Raw genomic sequence first — 16652 nt, 5'->3', positions numbered from 1 at the left:
TAGCGACGAGAGTGCCGTTCGTCCGGGTGGGAACGGGACCACAGCCGGACTAGCCGGGCAGCCGGGACAGCGCCGCCTGCGCCGCCGCGCGCCAGGCGTCGTCGGACGGGGTCTGGGCCGACACCAGGATCGTGACCAGGTACTCCGGGCTCGCGAGCTGCAGTGTGGGTCCGGTGGCGGTGTCGATCACGACGGCCGCCTCGCCGACCCCCCGCAGGTCGCGGCGGCCGGTGCCACCGCCGGCGCGCACGTAGTCGGCCGGGGTTCCTGACCGCACCGCGTAGACGTTGATCATCGCGACCGGCTCGGAGTCCGCGGTGGCCACGCAGCCGGCGCTGACCGATCCGTCCTCCCGCTCGACCGTGCCCTGCTCGGGCGGCTGTACGGCGAGGCCGACGAGGTCGCCGAACTCGCTGGCGTTGAGCAGGCACTCGTCGGGCAGGACGTCGGCGTCGAGCCCGCTGCGCGGACCGGGCGACGCCGCGGGTGGCTCGAGGGCGTCGGGACCGGCGGACGCCCCGGGGGCGGGTGCGGCCGTCGCCGAGCCGGGCACCGTGGTGGTGCAGCCCGCGGCCGCGACCGGCAGGGCGGCCACGGCGACCAGCACCGCCGTCCGCATCCACCACCCCTGCCGCACGCGGCGACGGTAGCCGGGGGACCCCACGCGGCGGGGCCGTTCCGCACGATTGCCCGCCTCCGGGCCTCGCGCTCGCACCGGCGCACGATCGGGAGCGCTGCGCCTCTCAGGACGCTGCGCCGGCCGTGGATCACGGGTCGAGGCGGCGCAGCGCCTCCCGCCGGGAGAGCGGGGAGAGCCCGGGGTGTGCGGCGACGAAGGCCCGCACCCAGGCGGGGTCGGTGCGTGCGTGCTGGCGCAGGGCCCAGCCGATGCCCTTGCGGAGGAAGAAGTCGGGGTCGGCGATGTTGGCCTCGATCGCGTCGGTGAGCAGTGCGGTGTCGGTGGCCGGACCGGCGCCCAGCTGGCAGATGACCGCCGTGCGGCGCAGCCAACGGTCCGGGTCCGTGGCCCAGGAGCTCACGACCGGGCGGAGCTCCTGCCGGTGCGCGCGCAGCAAGGGGCCGATCCGGCGGCTCGCGATCTCGTCGGTGAAGTCCCACCATCCGCCCGTGACGATCCAGTGCCGCAGCAGTGGCACCCACGACGGGTCGAGCCAGCGCGCGTGCCCGCGGTGGCCGGTGAGGGACAGGGCGAGGTAGCGCTCCTCGCGGAACCGCGCGCCGTCCCACAGCTCGCGGACGGCGGCGTCGAGCGCCGCGGAATCGGGCAGCGGGTGCGTGGCCAGCGCTGCGCGGAGGAGCTGCTCCCGGACGGGCTTCGCGACACCGCGGAACGGCATGGCCGACTTCATGTACCGCTGCATCGGACCGGCGGCGGCAGGGTCGGCGTGCGCGGCGAGGTCGGCCCGCAGCCGTCGGACGATCGGGTGCACCCCCTGACGCTACGGCCGGCCCAGAACTGTCGGTGACCCGTGTCGGCGGCCTCAGCTCGCACCGGGCCACCACCACGGCCCGCATCGCGGAGGTGCCGCTGTCGCGATCCGGTCCAGCCTGGAGCGGCAGGGCTGGGACCCGGATGCCGCCAGCGCGGCCGGTGAGGCGCGGGAGCCGGCGGCACTCGTGACCGACTGGCCCGTGGGCACGGTCGTCGAGCGCCGGCTCGACGAACTGTGGGTCCGCGCGTTCGCCGACACCACCTGAGGTTCAGGCCCGGCTCGCGCGGTCGAAGGTGCGTGCCCAGCCGTGCAGGTGGTCGAGGAGCTCGGGTGGTGACACCACCTCGGCGTCGGCGCCGAGCGAGCCGATGATCATGGCGGGCCAGTCGAGCGAGTCGGCCCGCATCCGCAGCCGGCAGCGCCCGTCACCGGCGTCCTCGGCGGTGGCCCACCGGTCCACGGTGGCCCGCACCCGGGCCACCGGCGCGTCGAGGAGCACCTCCACCGACCAGCTGGTCGGTGGCTGCACCACCGACGCCCGCACGAAGGCGGCGGCGTCCTCGGCCGGCAGCGTCCTGGGCATGAACCGGGCGCCGGTGGTGGCCGGGGCGGAGACGCGATCCACCCGGAAACTGCGCCAGTCGTGGCGGGTGAGGTCGTAGGCCACGAGGTACCAGCGCCTCCCCAGCGACACCAGGCGCAGTGGCTCCACGTGCCGCTCGGTGCGTTCACCGGAGGCGGCGGCGTAGGCGAACTCGGTGCGCTCGGTGTCGCGGCACGCCTGCGCCAGCGCCGTGAGAACGCCGGGGTCGGTGCGAGGTGCGTCGCCGCTCCAGGTCACCGGCACGGTCATCGCCCGCAGCGCGTCCACGCGGCGCCGCAGCCGCGGCGGCATCACCTGCACGACCTTCGCGAGCGCGCGCACGGACGACTCGGCGATGCCGGCCACCCCGCCCTGGGCCGCGGCCTGCAACCCGACGGCGAGGGCGACCGCCTCCTCGTCGTCGAGCACCAGCGGCGGAAGCGCGGCGCCCGCGGCGAGCTGGTAGCCGCCGTCGACGCCGCGGTTGGCCTCGACGGGGTAGCCGAGCTCGCGGAGCCGGTCGATGTCGCGGCGCAGGGTGCGCACCGACACCTCCAGCCGCGCGGCCAGTTCAGCGCCCGGCCAGTAGCGGTGGGTCTGCAGCAGGGACAGCAGCCGCAGCGTCCGCGAGCTCGTGTTCGCCATGAGGACATCATCGGCGAATTGAGGTCAGGAAGTGGCACTTGAGGGTTCTAACGTGGTCCTCGACAGCACCGAGAGGAACAACGATGACCAGCACGAGCACCCACCAGGAGGCCACCGTGACCACTGCCGCGACCGGAGAGCGCGCCGACATCCTGGAGGCGCTGGCCGCGCACCGGGGGTTCCTGCGCCAGACCGTGCAGGGCCTCACCGACGAGCAGGCCCGGCAGCGCACCACGGTCAGCGAGCTGACCCTCGGCGGGCTGATCAAGCACGTCGCGGAGACCGAGAAGGGGTGGGTCGACTTCGTCCTCGAGGGGCCTGCGGCGATGGGCGGTGTCGACTGGAGCGGCGAGCCCACCCCGGAGATGATCGAGGCGTTCACGTCGGGGTTCCGGCTGCTGCCGGACGAGACGCTCGAGGGCGTCCTCGCGCACTACGACGAGGTCGCGCGGCGCACCGACGCGCTCGTCGCCGGCGTCGACCTGGACCTCTCGCACCCGCTGCCCGAGGCGCCGTGGTTCGAGAAGGGTGCCCGCCGGTCGGCCCGGCGGGTGTTCCTGCACATCATCGGCGAGACCGCGCAGCACGCCGGGCACGCCGACATCCTCCGCGAGGCCCTGGACGGCCAGAAGACGATGGGCTAGCGGCTGGCTCAGGGCTCCGGAAGCGGGATCCGCATGACGAGCGGCACTTTCGTCGGCTAGGTACCGACGAGAGTGCCGCTCGTCAGGTGGGGAGCCTGACGAGCGGGGGTGTGACGGAACCGGTTTGCATCAGTTTGCGTAGGCGTGCATAGTCATACGCATGGCGCGGGTAGCGGTGGCGGGAGCGAGCGGGTACGCCGGGGGAGAGGTCCTCCGGCTCCTGCTCGCGCACCCGGACATGGAGATCGGAGCCCTCACGGCGGGCGGGAGCGCGGGCACGCGGTTGGGGGCGCACCAGCCCCACCTGCTCCCGCTGGCCGACCGCGTGCTCGAGGAGACGACGGCGGAGACCCTCGCGGGGCACGACGTCGTCTTCCTCGCGCTGCCGCACGGGAAGTCCGCGGAGCTGGCCGCGCAGCTCGGTGACGACACGCTCGTCGTCGACTGCGGTGCCGACCACCGCTTGAACGACCCCGAGGCCTGGTCGCGCTGGTACGGCGGCGACCACGCCGGGAGCTGGCCCTACGGCCTTCCCGAGCTGCCCGGCGCCCGGGACGCGCTGCGCGGCGCGCGCCGGGTGGCCGTGCCCGGCTGCTACCCCACCGCGGTCAGCCTGGCCCTGGCCCCGGCCGTGGCCGCCGGCATCGTCGAGCCCGAGGTGGTCGTCACGGCCGTCACCGGGACGTCCGGAGCCGGCAAGTCGCTCAAGCCGCACCTGCTCGGCGCCGAGGTGATGGGCTCGCTGTCGGCGTACGGCGTGGGGGGCGTGCACCGGCACACACCGGAGATGGTGCAGAACCTGTCGGTGGCCGCGGGTAGACCTGTGAGCGTGAGCTTCACCCCGGTCCTCGCGCCGCTGCCGCGGGGCATCCTCGCCACCTGCTCGGCCCGCACCACCGCGTCCACGGCCGAGGCCACCGAGGTGTACGCCAAGGCCTACGCCGACGAGCCGTTCGTGCACCTGCTCCCCGAGGGCACGTGGCCCACCACCGCCGCGACGCTGGGCGCCAACACTGCGCAGCTCCAGGTGGCCGTGGACGCCGACGCGGGGCGGCTGGTCGTGGTCGCCGCGATCGACAACCTCACCAAGGGCACCGCGGGCGCGGCCGTCCAGTGCATGAACCTGGCGCTCGGCCTGCCCGAGACCGCGGGCCTGCCGGTCACGGGGGTGGCCCCGTGAGCGAGCTCGCGAGCGAACCATCAGCACAGGGCGTGACCGCACCCCAGGGTTTCCGGGCCTCCGGCGTCGTCGCCGGCATCCGCTCCGGCGACGGCCCCGACCTCGCCCTCGTCGTCAACGACGGTCCGCAGCACGCCGCGGCCGGCGTCTTCACCCGCAACAAGGTCAAGGCCGCGCCCGTGCTGTGGTCCGAGCAGGTGCTCACCACCGGGCGGGTCCGTGCGGTCGTTCTCAACGCGGGCAACGCCAACGCCTGCACCGGCCCTGAGGGCTTCCAGACCGCGCACGCCACCGCGGAGAAGGCCGCCGAGCTGCTCGGGTGCGGTGCCGTCGAGGTCGCCGTCTGCTCGACGGGGCTGATCGGCTCGCAGCTCCCGCGCGACAACGTGCTCGCCGGCGTCGCGTCCGCGCACGCCGCCCTGGGCGACGGTGCCGCGGCCGGTCGCGCCGCCGCCACCGCCGTCATGACCACCGACACCGTCGTCAAGGAGGCCGCGCACTCCGACGACGCCGGCTGGACGATCGGCGGGCTCACCAAGGGCGCCGGGATGATCGCGCCCTCGATGGCCACGATGCTCGCCGTCGTCACCACCGACGCCGTGGTCGACGCGCCCGTGCTCGACGAGGCCCTGCGCGCGGCCGTGCGGGTGAGCTTCGACCGGCTCGACGTCGACGGCTGCATGTCCACCAACGACACCGTGCTGCTGCTGGCCTCCGGCGCGTCCGGGGTCGTGCCCGACACCGCGGCGTTCACCGCCGCGCTCACCGACGTGTGCCGGGACCTGGCGCGCCAGATGCAGGCCGACGCCGAGGGCGTCACCAAGCGGATCACGGTGCAGGTCACCGGGGCGGCCACCGAGGACGACGCGGTCACCGTCGCCCGGACCGTCGCCCGCGACAGCCTCGTGAAGACGGCGCTGTTCGGCTCCGACCCGAACTGGGGCCGCATCGCCGCCGCCGCGGGCTACGCCGACGCCGCGCTCGACCCGGACCGGCTCGACATCACGGTCAACGGCGTGCTGCTCTGCCGCGGCGGCGTGGCCGCCGGGAACCGGGCCGACGCCGACCTGAAGGGGCCGGACGTCGTCGTCGAGGTCGCGCTCGGGCTGGGCGACGGCGCGGCGGAGATCCTCACCACCGACCTGTCGCACGGCTACGTCGAGGAGAACAGTGCGTATTCCTCTTGAGGCCCGGCTCGAGCGCGCGGGTGCGAAGGCAGGGGTCCTCGCCGAGGCCCTGCCGTGGCTGCAGCGCTTCCACGACAAGATCGTCGTGGTCAAGTACGGCGGCAACGCGATGGTGGACGAGGAGCTGAAGCAGGCCTTCGCCCAGGACATGGTGTTCCTGCGCCTGGCCGGCATCCACCCGGTGGTGGTGCACGGCGGCGGCCCGCAGATCACCACGATGCTCGACCGGCTCGGCCTGCCGGGGGAGTTCCGCGGCGGCCTGCGCGTCACCACGCCCGAGACGATCGACGTCGTGCGGATGGTGCTCGTCGGGCAGGTCGGGCGGGAGCTGGTCGGGCTGATCAACCAGCACGGGCCCTACGCCGTGGGGCTCTCGGGCGAGGACGCGCAGCTGCTCACCGCCGAGAAGCGCACCGCGCTCGTCGACGGCGAGGCCGTGGACATCGGTCTGGTCGGCGACGTCGTCCACGTCAACCCCGACGCCGTGCTCGACATCGTGAACGCGGGCCGGATCCCGGTGGTCGCCGGCGTCGCCCCGGACGTCGACGGCACCGTCTACAACATCAACGCCGACAGCGCGGCCGCCGCGCTGGCGGCCAGCCTGGGCGCCGCGAAGCTCGTCGTGCTCACCGACGTGGCCGGGCTCTTCGCGAACTACCCCGACCCGGACTCCATCATCAGCGCGCTCACCGCCGACGAGCTGGAGCCGATGCTCCCGGGCCTGGCGAGCGGGATGGCGCCGAAGATGGAGGCCTGCCTGCGGGCGGTGCGCGGCGGGGTGCCGCAGGCTCACGTGATCGACGGGCGGGTGCCGCACTCGGTGCTGCTCGAGGTCTTCACCAGTGAGGGAGTGGGAACGATGGTGGTCCCGGAATGACGACCTTCGACGCGCGGTGGAAGACCGCGATGATGGACAACTACGGCACCCCGCCGCTCACGCTCGTGCGCGGCAGCGGGGCCGAGGTCTGGGACGCCGACGGCAACCGCTACCTCGACCTGGTCGGCGGCATCGCGGTCAACTCGCTGGGCCACGCGCACCCGGCCGTGGTCGAGGCGGTGACGCAGCAGATCGCGACGCTCGGGCACACGAGCAACCTCTACATCACCGAGCCGCCGCTGGCACTGGCCGAGAAGCTGCTCGAACTGGTCGACAGGCCGGGCCGGGTGCTGTTCTGCAACTCCGGCGCCGAGGCCAACGAGGCGGCGTTCAAGATGGCCCGCCGCACCGGCCGCTCGAAGATCATCGCCGCCGAGAACGCCTTCCACGGCCGCACGATGGGTGCGCTCGCCCTCACCGGCCAGGAGCCCAAGCGCACGCCCTTCCTGCCGATGACCCCGGGCGTCGAGCACGTCCCGTACGGCGACGTCGCCGCGCTGGAGGCGGCAGTCGACGCCGACACCGCCGCGGTGTTCCTGGAGCCGATCCTCGGCGAGGCGGGCGCGGTCAACCCGCCGGAGGGCTATCTCGCCGCCGCGCGGCGGATCACCGAGGAGCGCGGTGCGCTGCTCGTGCTCGACGAGGTGCAGACCGGCATCGGGCGCACCGGATCGTGGTTCGCGTTCCAGCAGGCCGGAGTGCTCCCCGACGTGGTGACGCTGGCGAAGGGCCTCGCGGGCGGGCTGCCGATCGGTGCCTGCATCGGCCTCGGCGCGGCAGGCGACCTCCTGGAGCCCGGCCAGCACGGCACCACGTTCGGCGGCAACCCGGTGTGCGCCGCCGCGGCGCTCGCCGTGCTGCGCACGATCGCCGAGGACGGCCTGCTCGAGCACGTCACGCAGGTCGGCAAGGAGATCGCCACGGCGGTCGAGGCGATGGGCCACCCGCTCGTCACCGACGTCAGCGGTGCCGGCCTGCTCATCGGCATCGGTCTGCGCAAGCCGGTCTCGACGGCCGTCGCCACGGCGGCGCGGGCGGGCGGATTCCTCGTGAACAACGCCGTGCCCGACCGCACGCGGCTGGTCCCGCCGCTCGTGCTCACCGAGGCCCAGGCCCGCGAGTTCCTCGCGGCCTTCCCGCACTTCCTGGACGAAGCAGATGGTTAGGCACCTCCTCCGCGACGACGACCTCACGCCCGACCAGCAGGCCGAGGTCCTCGACCTCGCCGACGCGATGAAGGCCGACCGGTACGGCCACCGCCCGCTGGAGGGCCCGCGCCCGGTCGCCGTGCTGTTCGACAAGCCCTCCACCCGCACCCGGCTGTCCTTCGAGGCCGGGATCGCGCAGCTGGGCGGGCATCCGCTGATCGTCGACGCGCGGTCCAGCCAGATGGGCCGGGGCGAGACGGTCGGCGACACCGCGCGGATGCTCTCGCGCTTCGTCGACGCGGTCGTGTGGCGCACCGGCGACCAGTCGCGGATCGAGGAGATGGCCGCCGCGGCCACCGTGCCCGTCGTCAACGCGCTCACCGACCAGTTCCACCCCTGCCAGGTGCTCGCCGACCTGCAGACGATCCGCGAGCGGTTCGGCCGCCTCGCCGGGCTCACGTTGACCTACCTCGGCGACGGCGCCAACAACATGGCCCACTCGCTGCTGCTCGGCGGCGCGACGGCCGGGTTGCACGTGCGGATCTGCGCCCCGGAGGGCTTCCAGCCGGACGCCGGGATCCTGCGGGACGGGAAGAACCGCGCCGCCGACACGGGTGGCAGCGTCGACCTGGTCGCCGACCCGCAGGCCGCGGTCGAGGGTGCCGACGTCCTCGTCACCGACACCTGGGTGTCGATGGGCCAGGAGGAGGACGGGCTCGACCGCACGGCCCCGTTCCGGCCACTGCAGGTGAACGCGCAGCTGCTGGAGCGCGCGGCCGAGGGCGCGATCGTGCTGCACTGCCTGCCCGCGCACCGCGGCGACGAGATCACCGACGAGGTGCTGGACGGCCCGCGCAGCGCCGTCTGGGACGAGGCCGAGAACCGGCTGCACGCGCAGAAGGCCCTGCTCGCATGGTTGCTCCGGCAGCCGTGACCACGGGGACGCGCGCGGCCCGCCAGGCCCGGATCAGCGAGCTGATCCGGGACCGGGCGGTGCACAGCCAGACCGAGCTGCTCGGGCTGCTGGAGGCCGAGGGCATCGCCACCACCCAGGCCACGCTGTCGCGCGACCTCGACGAGCTCGGCGCGCTCAAGGTCCGGGGTGCGTACGTGATCCCCGACGACGGCAGCCCGGTGCGCGGCGTCGAGGGCGGCACCGCCCGGCTGGCGCGGTTGCTGGGGGAGGTTCTGACGTCCGCGGACGCGAGCGGCAACCTGGCCGTCCTGCGCACCCCGCCCGGCGCGGCCCAGTACCTGGCGAGCGCGCTCGACCGCGCCGCGCTGGACTACGTCGTCGGCACGATCGCGGGCGATGACACCCTGATGGTGGTGGCCCGCGAGCCCGTCACCGGCGCCCAGCTCGTCGCACGCCTGCGCGAACTCTAGAACCTGCACGAACGGACAAGGAGCACCATCTCGTGAGCAAGGTCCTGACCTCCCTCCCCAAGGGCGAGCGCATCGGGATCGCCTTCTCCGGAGGTCTCGACACCTCCGTGGCAGTCGCCTGGATGCGCGACAAGGGCGGGATCCCGTGCACCTACACCGCCGACCTCGGCCAGTACGACGAGCCGGACGTCTCCGGGGTGCCCGCGCGCGCGAAGCAGTACGGCGCCGAGATCGCCCGCGCCGTCGACATCAAGCCGCAGCTCGTCGAGGAGGGCCTGGCGGCGCTCGCGTGCGGCGCCTTCCACATCCGGTCCGGGGGGCGGACGTACTTCAACACCACGCCGCTGGGCCGCGCCGTCACCGGAACGCTGCTGGTGCGCGCGATGCAGGCCGACGGCGTGAACATCTGGGGCGACGGCTCCACCTTCAAGGGCAACGACATCGAGCGGTTCTACCGCTACGGCCTGCTGGCCAACCCCGAGCTGCGCATCTACAAGCCCTGGCTCGACGCCGACTTCGTCCAGGAGCTGGGCGGGCGCCAGGAGATGAGCACGTGGCTCACCGCGCACGGCCTGCCGTACCGGGACTCGGCCGAGAAGGCCTACTCCACCGACGCCAACATCTGGGGCGCCACCCACGAGGCCAAGACCCTCGAGCACCTCGACGTCTCCCTCGAGACGGTCGAGCCGATCATGGGCGTCAAGTTCTGGGACGCGGCGACCCGGATCGAGACCGAGGACGTCGCGGTCACCTTCGAGGCCGGCTACCCGGTGGCGATCAACGGCAGGCGGTTCGCCGACCAGGTCGCGCTCGTCCGGGAGGCCAACGCCATCGGCGGGCGGCACGGCCTGGGCATGTCCGACCAGATCGAGAACCGGATCATCGAGGCCAAGTCGCGCGGCATCTACGAGGCGCCCGGGATGGCGCTGTTCTTCATCGCCTACGAGCGGCTGCTCAACGCGATCCACAACGAGGACACGGTCGCCAACTACCACAACGAGGGCCGCAAGCTGGGCAGGCTGCTCTACGAGGGGCGCTGGCTCGACCCGCAGGCGCTGATGGTCCGCGAGTCGGTCCAGCGCTGGATCGCCTCGCTGGTCACCGGCACCGTCACGCTGCGCCTGCGCCGCGGCGACGACTACTCGATCCTCGACACCCAGGGGCCGGGCTTCTCCTACCACCCCGACCGGCTCTCGATGGAGCGCGTCGAGAACGCCGCCTTCGGGCCCGTGGACCGCATCGGCCAGCTCACCATGCGCAACCTCGACATCGCCGACTCCCGCGCCAAGCTGGAGGCCTACGCCGGGCAGCCGCACGAGCAGGGCACGGTGCTGGTCGAGCACGGCACGCTCTTCGGCGAGCTGCCCGCGGGCGGCTTCGACCGGATCGCGGCGGCGGACGAGGCCGCCGAGCACGAGTCGGAGAAGTCCCTCGACGAGGCGGCGCTGGAAGCGGGTACCGACTGATGTCGGGCTCCCAGCTGTGGGGCGGCCGGTTCGCGTCCGGCCCCGCCGACGCCCTCGCCGCGCTGTCGAAGTCCACGCAGTTCGACTGGCGCCTGGCGCCCTACGACGTGCGCGCGTCGATGGCGCACGCCCGCGTGCTCGCGCGCGCCGGCCTGCTCACCGACGACGAGCTCGCGGGGATGCTCGACGCGCTGGCGAAGCTGGCCGCCGACGTCTCCTCGGGCGCGTTCGGACCGGCGGCGGACGACGAGGACGTGCACTCCGCCCTGGAGCGCGGCCTCATCTCCCGCGCGGGGCCGGAGCTGGGCGGCAAGCTGCGCGCCGGGCGCTCCCGCAACGACCAGGTGGCCACCCTGTTCCGGATGTGGCTGCGCGACGCGGCCCGCCGGGTCGGCGCGGGCGTGCTGGACGTCGTCGACGCGCTCGTCGCGCAGGCGCAGGCCCACCCCGACGCGCCGATGCCCGGGCGCACCCACCTGCAGCACGCGCAGCCCGTCCTGCTCTCGCACCACCTCGCCGCGCACGCGCACGCCCTGCTGCGCGACGTGGACCGGCTGCGCGACTGGGACCGGCGCGCCGCCGTCTCGCCGTACGGCTCGGGTGCGCTCGCCGGGTCGTCGCTCGGCCTGGACCCCGAGGCGGTGGCCGCGGAGCTGGGCTTCGACTCGTCGTCCGCGAACTCCATCGACGGCACCGCGTCGCGTGACTTCGCCGCGGAGGCGGCGTTCGTCCTCGCCATGGTCGCGGTGGACCTGTCCCGGATCGCCGAGGAGGTGATCGTCTGGGCAACCGGGGAGTTCTCCTACATCACCCTCGACGACGCCTTCTCCACCGGCAGCTCGATCATGCCGCAGAAGAAGAACCCCGACGTCGCGGAACTCGCGCGCGGCAAGGCGGGCCGGCTGATCGGCAACCTGACCGGGCTGCTGGCCACGCTCAAGGGCCTGCCGCTGGCGTACAACCGCGACCTGCAGGAGGACAAGGAGCCGCTGTTCGACTCGGTCGAGCAGCTGGAGCTGCTGTTGCCGGCGGTCGCGGGGATGGTCGCCACGCTGACCTTCCACACCGACCGGCTCGCCGAGCTCGCCCCGGCCGGGTTCACGCTCGCCACCGACGTCGCCGAGTGGCTCGTCCGCCAGGGCGTGCCGTTCCGGGTGGCGCACGAGGCCGCCGGTGGGTGCGTGCGCGCGGCGGAGGCCCGCGACGTCGGGCTCGCGGAGCTCACCGACGCCGAGCTGGCCGCCGTCCACCCGGCCCTGACCCCGCAGGTCCGCGACGTGCTGACCGTGGCAGGCTCCATCGCGTCCCGGGCGGCCCGTGGTGGCACCGCAGGCGAACGCGTGGCCGAGCAGCTCGCCGAGCTGCGCAGCGCCGTCACCACCGCGCGGCAGGCCCTTTCCGAGACTGGAGGAACACCATGACCACGCCCGGGCTCGAGGACGCCCGCACCGCCTACGAGAAGCTCCAGGCCGAGGGCATGAAGCTCGACCTCACCCGGGGCAAGCCCTCGGCGCAGCAGCTGGACCTCGCGAACCCGATGCTCGGTCTGCCCGGCCCCGAGGACTTCCGCGCCGCGGACGGCACCGACACCCGCAATTACCAGGGGTTGCAGGGTCTGGCCGAGCTGCGGGAGCTGTTCGCGCCGTTCCTGCAGGTGCCCGCCGAGCAGCTGATCGCGTTCGGCAACTCGAGCCTCGAGCTGATGCACGACACCCTCGTGCACGCGCTGCTGTCCCCGCTGCCCGGCGCCGAGAAGCGCTGGGTGGACGAGGAGCGCGTCGTGTTCCTCGCTCCCGTGCCCGGCTACGACCGGCACTTCGGCGTGTGCGAGCGGCTCGGGATCGAGCTGCTCATGGTGCCGATGACCGACGACGGCCCGGACATGGACGTCGTCGAGGAGCTCGTCGCCGCCGACCCGACGATCAAGGGCATCTGGTGCGTGCCGAAGTACTCCAACCCCACGGGCGCGGTGTACTCCGACGAGACGGTGCGCAGGCTCGCGTCGATGCCCACAGCCGCGCCGGACTTCCGGATCATCTGGGACAACGCCTACGCCGTGCACCACCTCACCGAGGACGAGGTGGAGATCGCCGACGTGCTGGCGCTCGCCGCCGAGGCCGGCCACGAGGACCGGCCGTTCGTCGTCGGCTCCACGTCGAAGATCACGCTGGCCGGCGCGGGCGTGGCGTTCCTCGGCGCGTCCGCGGCCAACGTCGAGTGGTGGCTGCGGCTCACGTCGAAGCGCACCATCGGCCCGGACAAGACCAACCACCTGCGCCACGTGCGCTTCCTGCGCGACGCCGACGGGCTGCGGGCGCACATGCGCGCCCACCGCGAGATCATCGCGCCGAAGTTCGCGGCGGTGGAGGAGATCCTCACCCGGGAGTTCGCCCACACCCCCGGCGTGGAGTGGTCGAAGCCCAAGGGTGGGTACTTCGTCACGCTGACGGTGCCGGAGGGCACGGCCACCGAGATCGTCCGGCTCGCGAAGGAGGCGGGGCTCGCGCTCACGCCCGCCGGGGCCACGCACCCGGGCGGCGAGGACCCGCAGGACAGCGTGATCCGGCTCGCGCCGACGTTCCCGCCGCTGCCGGAGGTGGGCAAGGCGATGGAGGGTGTGGCCGTGTGCGTCCGGCTGGCGCTCGCGCAGCGCGGAGCGCAGGCGGAGCGCTCATCGGCACAGCGGAAGTGACGGACCTCCTCTCCCGGGAGGAGCTGGCCGTCGACGTCACGGAGGCGGCCGTGCGGCTGCTCGGCTGCACGGCCGTCGCCGACACGCCCGAGGGTGCGGTGGCGGTCCGCCTCGTGGAGGTGGAGGCCTACCGGGGCCGGGACGACCCGGCGTCGCACAGCTACCGCGGGCGCACCCCGCGCAACGCGGTGATGTTCGGGCCGGCCGGGCACCTGTACGTCTACTTCGTCTACGGCATGCACTTCTGCGCGAACGTCACCGCCCTGGACGACGGCGATGCGGGCGCGGTGCTGCTGCGCGCGGGCGAGGTGGTGTCCGACCTCGGGGTGGCCCGGGTCCGGCGTCCGACCGCCCGGCGTGACGACGATCTCGCCCGCGGCCCGGCCCGGCTCGCGTCGCTGCTCGGCCTGGGCCGCGAGCACAACGGGGTGGACGTGACGGATCCCGCATCCCCGGTGCGGCTGCTCGCCGGGCCGCCGGTGGACCCGGCGCTCGTGCGCACCGGTCCACGGGTAGGCGTGGCGGCCGCGCACGAGCTGCCCTGGCGGTTCTGGCTCGACGGGTCGACGGCGGTGAGCCCGTACCGCCCCGGCCGGGGGGCAGCGGTCACCCGCTCTGGACGTGAGAAGTAGGGCAGCCTAGCCTTCGTCCGTGATCGCACGCGTGCGGGCCTTCTCGGCCCTGCTCACCGCCGCCGTCCTGCTCACCGCCTGCGGGGGAGGGGGCTCATCGGAGGCGGAAGCGCCGGAGGCCGCAGGCGGGGGAGCGTTCCCGGTCACCGTCGAGCACGCGTACGGCGCGACGGAGGTGCCGGCGGCGCCGCAGCGCGTCGTGTCGCTGGGCTACACCGACCAGGACGCGATCCTGGCGCTGGGCGTGGTGCCGGTCGCGATCCGCGAGTTCACCGGCAACCGGCCCGCCGCCACCTGGCCGTGGGCGAGCGACCGGCTGCAGGGCCGGCAGCCCCAGGTGCTGAGCGGCGAGTCGATCAGCCCCGAGGCGGTGGCCGCATTGGCCCCGGACCTGATCGTCGCCGTGTCGGCGGGCCTGTCCCGTGACGAGTACGACCTCTTCTCCCGCATCGCGCCCACGATCACGCAGCCGCCCGGCGCCGATCCGTACCAGACCGCGTGGCAGGACGGGACCCGGCTGATCGGCACCGCGCTGGGGCGCGGGGAGGAGGCCGACCGGCTGGTCGCCGACCTCGAGGCGCGGTTCGCCGCGGTCACCGCCCGGTACCCGCAGTTCGCGGGCCGGAAGGCCGCCATCGCGGCGGCGAGCTCCACGAACGCCGGCTACTTCGTCTGGACGTCCGAGGACAACCGGGGCCGGTTCCTGACGTCGCTGGGGTTCGCCGTGCCGGAGACGTTCGACCAGCTCGCCGGGGACGACTTCTACGCCGACATCAGCAACGAGCGGCTCGGGCTGCTCGACGAGTGTGACGTCGTCGGCTGGCTGGAGATCCCGGGCAACGACAACGCGTCGCTCGAGGCGCAGCCCGGCTACGCCGCCCTGCGCGTCGGGCAGGAGGGCCGCGTGGTCAGCCTCACGCAGGAGCAGGGCGTCGCGCTGTCGTTCAGCAGCGTGCTCAGCCTCCCCACGTTGCTCGACGAGCTGCCCGCGGAGTTCGCGGCCGCCCTGGGCGCCTGACCTGGGTGGCTGAAACGCACTGGCCGCCGTGGGGGAGGATCGTCGGTGTGGGAACGGACATCCTCGACGAGCTGGAGTGGCGCGGCCTGATCGCGCAGAGCACCGACCTCGACGCGCTGCGGCGCGATCTGGGCGAGGGCGTCCTCACGATGTATGCGGGGTTCGACCCGACGGCGGCGAGCCTGCACGCGGGCAACCTCGTGCAGCTGCTCACGCTGCGTCGGTTCCAGCAGGCCGGGGTGCGTCCGATCGTCCTGGCGGGCGGCGCCACGGGAATGATCGGCGATCCGCGGGACGTCGGTGAGCGGTCGCTGCGGAGCGTCGAGACGATCGGGGAGTGGGCCGGCCGCATCCGGGGGCAGCTCGAGCGGTTCGTCGAGTTCGACGACTCGGACACCGGTGCGCTGATCGTCAACAACCTGGACTGGACCGGCAATCAGACCACGCTGGAGTTCCTGCGCGACGTCGGCAAGCACTTCTCGATCAACGTGATGCTGGCGCGCGACACGGTCAAGCGCAGGCTCGCGGCCGACGGGATGTCCTACACCGAGTTCAGCTACCTGCTGCTGCAGAGCCAGGACTACCTGCACCTGCACCGGGAGTACGGCTGCCGCCTGCAGATCGGCGGGTCCGACCAGTGGGGCAACATCGTCGGCGGCGTGGAGCTGGTCCGCCGGGTCGACGGCGAGACGGTGCACGCGCTCACCACCCCGCTGGTCACCGACAACGAGGGCCGCAAGATCGGCAAGTCGACCGGTGGCGGCAGCGTGTGGCTCGACGCGGAGATGACCTCGCCGTACGCGTGGTACCAGTACTTCGTCAACGTCGCCGACGCCGACGTCGTCCGCTACCTGCGGCTGTTCACGTTCCTGTCCCGCGAGGAGATCGACGAGCTGGAGCAGGCCGTCGCGATGAGGCCACAGGCCCGCGCGGCGCAACGCCGGCTGGCCGAGGAGCTCACCACGCTGGTGCACGGCGAACGGCACACGCAGCAGGTGGTCGCCGCGAGCGCCGCCCTGTTCGGCCGCGGGGAGCTGCGCGAGCTGGACGCCGGCACCCTGGACGCGGCCCTGGCCGAGGTCCCGCACGCCGACGTGCGGATCGGCGAGCGGCCCACGATCGTCGACCTCCTGCTGGCCACCGGCCTGGCCGAGAGCCGCGGCGCGGCGCGGCGCACGGTCGGCGAGGGCGGGGCGTACGTGAACAACGCGAAGGTCCCGGACGAGGGCTGGACCCTCGGCGCGGACGACCTGCTCCCGGGCGGGTGGGCCGTCGTCCGCCGCGGCAAGCGCAACCTCGCGGGCGTGCGGGCGGGCTGACGCGCGCCGTCCCGGCCGGTGATCGCCGCGAGCCGTCCGGGTCGGCCGGTGCCGCTCCCGGTTCGTCCGCGGCGCTCGGGCTCGGACGGGCACGGGTGCGGCTGACGGCCCCGGCACCGGCGCTGACCAGGCCGAACGACGACAGGTGACCCCCCGGTTTGACCCCCTCCGACGGGGGTGTGTAACTTTCTCCTCGTCGCCACGGCGGGCAGCACGACAGACCGGGACGGAATCTCCGGCCCAGAGTCAGCCCGCACCACGGCGGCCACCCCGGAGGGTCCGCACCGCAAGGTGCTAGCCTGACGGACGTGGGTCGGGCGGAGGTTGACTCCGCGACCAGAACCACGTACTCTAGGAAAGTTGCCCCGGCCCGGTCCGCGAGGATCGCGATGGTGTGCGGGTGTCTCTTGAGAACTCAACA

The 16652-nt window shown here is 73.6% G+C and carries 17 protein-coding genes; 14 read left to right on the top strand and 3 right to left on the bottom strand.

The window, feature by feature from the left end:
- Positions 1-49: 49 nt before the first annotated feature.
- Together FB558_RS01105 and FB558_RS01100 are read right to left on the bottom strand one after the other, a co-directional pair.
- Positions 50-637 (bottom strand): hypothetical protein, encoded by a 588-nt coding sequence (locus FB558_RS01105; protein ID WP_142047248.1) that lies wholly within the window; start codon positions 635-637, stop codon positions 50-52.
- A gap of 130 nt (positions 638-767) precedes the next feature.
- A complete protein-coding gene (locus FB558_RS01100) occupies positions 768-1451 on the bottom strand; it encodes a DNA alkylation repair protein (protein ID WP_142047246.1) in 684 nt (227 codons plus the stop codon).
- A 106-nt stretch (positions 1452-1557) separates the two neighbouring features.
- On the opposite strand from FB558_RS01100, the gene FB558_RS45620 reads away from it, so the two are divergent.
- Complete coding sequence (locus tag FB558_RS45620) at positions 1558-1719, top strand: DUF7715 family protein (protein WP_425468012.1); 162 nt, start codon at positions 1558-1560, stop codon at positions 1717-1719.
- A 3-nt stretch (positions 1720-1722) separates the two neighbouring features.
- Here FB558_RS45620 and FB558_RS01095 read toward each other — a convergent pair whose 3' ends face one another.
- Positions 1723-2682, bottom strand: a complete 960-nt coding sequence (locus FB558_RS01095; RefSeq protein ID WP_142047244.1) for a helix-turn-helix transcriptional regulator — start codon at positions 2680-2682, stop codon at positions 1723-1725.
- A gap of 83 nt (positions 2683-2765) precedes the next feature.
- Between FB558_RS01095 and FB558_RS01090 the strand changes: the two genes are divergently transcribed.
- The 13 genes from FB558_RS01090 to tyrS all read left to right on the top strand — a co-directional run bounded on the left by FB558_RS01090 (position 2766) and on the right by tyrS (position 16231).
- Complete coding sequence (locus FB558_RS01090) at positions 2766-3326, top strand: DinB family protein (protein WP_142047242.1); 561 nt, start codon at positions 2766-2768, stop codon at positions 3324-3326.
- A 160-nt stretch (positions 3327-3486) separates the two neighbouring features.
- Entirely contained in the window at positions 3487-4506 is a 1020-nt protein-coding gene (argC, locus tag FB558_RS01085; protein WP_142047240.1) for an N-acetyl-gamma-glutamyl-phosphate reductase, read from the top strand.
- Positions 4503-5693: a bifunctional glutamate N-acetyltransferase/amino-acid acetyltransferase ArgJ gene (argJ, locus tag FB558_RS01080; protein ID WP_246106192.1), complete on the top strand. Its 1191-nt coding sequence runs from the start codon at positions 4503-4505 to the stop codon at positions 5691-5693. The genes argC and argJ overlap by 4 nt, the downstream gene beginning before the upstream one ends.
- Positions 5677-6570, top strand: a complete 894-nt coding sequence (gene argB / locus FB558_RS01075; RefSeq protein ID WP_142047238.1) for an acetylglutamate kinase — start codon at positions 5677-5679, stop codon at positions 6568-6570. The genes argJ and argB overlap by 17 nt, the downstream gene beginning before the upstream one ends.
- Positions 6567-7736, top strand: coding sequence for an acetylornithine transaminase (locus tag FB558_RS01070; protein WP_142047236.1), 1170 nt, complete (start codon positions 6567-6569; stop codon positions 7734-7736). Before argB ends, FB558_RS01070 begins: the two co-directional genes overlap by 4 nt.
- The gene (gene argF / locus FB558_RS01065; protein ID WP_142047234.1) at positions 7729-8652 is read left to right on the top strand and encodes an ornithine carbamoyltransferase; all 924 of its coding nucleotides are present in this window, start codon (positions 7729-7731) and stop codon (positions 8650-8652) included. Before FB558_RS01070 ends, argF begins: the two co-directional genes overlap by 8 nt.
- Positions 8631-9104, top strand: a complete 474-nt coding sequence (locus FB558_RS01060; protein WP_142047232.1) for an arginine repressor — start codon at positions 8631-8633, stop codon at positions 9102-9104. Before argF ends, FB558_RS01060 begins: the two co-directional genes overlap by 22 nt.
- Positions 9105-9136: 32 nt before the next feature.
- Complete coding sequence (gene argG, locus FB558_RS01055) at positions 9137-10570, top strand: argininosuccinate synthase (RefSeq protein ID WP_142047230.1); 1434 nt, start codon at positions 9137-9139, stop codon at positions 10568-10570.
- Complete coding sequence (gene argH / locus FB558_RS01050) at positions 10570-11991, top strand: argininosuccinate lyase (RefSeq protein WP_142047228.1); 1422 nt, start codon at positions 10570-10572, stop codon at positions 11989-11991. Before argG ends, argH begins: the two co-directional genes overlap by 1 nt.
- Positions 11988-13262 (top strand): aspartate aminotransferase type Ic, encoded by a 1275-nt coding sequence (locus FB558_RS01045; RefSeq protein WP_142047226.1) that lies wholly within the window; start codon positions 11988-11990, stop codon positions 13260-13262. Before argH ends, FB558_RS01045 begins: the two co-directional genes overlap by 4 nt.
- Positions 13259-13894, top strand: a complete 636-nt coding sequence (locus FB558_RS01040) for a DNA-3-methyladenine glycosylase (protein ID WP_142047224.1) — start codon at positions 13259-13261, stop codon at positions 13892-13894. The genes FB558_RS01045 and FB558_RS01040 overlap by 4 nt, the downstream gene beginning before the upstream one ends.
- Before the next feature lie 19 nt (positions 13895-13913).
- Positions 13914-14912, top strand: a complete 999-nt coding sequence (locus tag FB558_RS01035; RefSeq protein ID WP_142047222.1) for an ABC transporter substrate-binding protein — start codon at positions 13914-13916, stop codon at positions 14910-14912.
- A gap of 47 nt (positions 14913-14959) precedes the next feature.
- The gene (gene tyrS / locus FB558_RS01030; protein WP_142047219.1) at positions 14960-16231 is read left to right on the top strand and encodes a tyrosine--tRNA ligase; all 1272 of its coding nucleotides are present in this window, start codon (positions 14960-14962) and stop codon (positions 16229-16231) included.
- The last annotated feature ends 421 nt before the right edge of the window (positions 16232-16652 follow it).

It is taken from the genome of Pseudonocardia kunmingensis, assembly GCF_006716445.1.
GTDB lineage: Bacteria > Actinomycetota > Actinomycetes > Mycobacteriales > Pseudonocardiaceae > Pseudonocardia > Pseudonocardia kunmingensis.
Note: the sequence above shows the minus strand (reverse complement) of the source record. Positions and strands in the feature narration are given on the sequence as shown.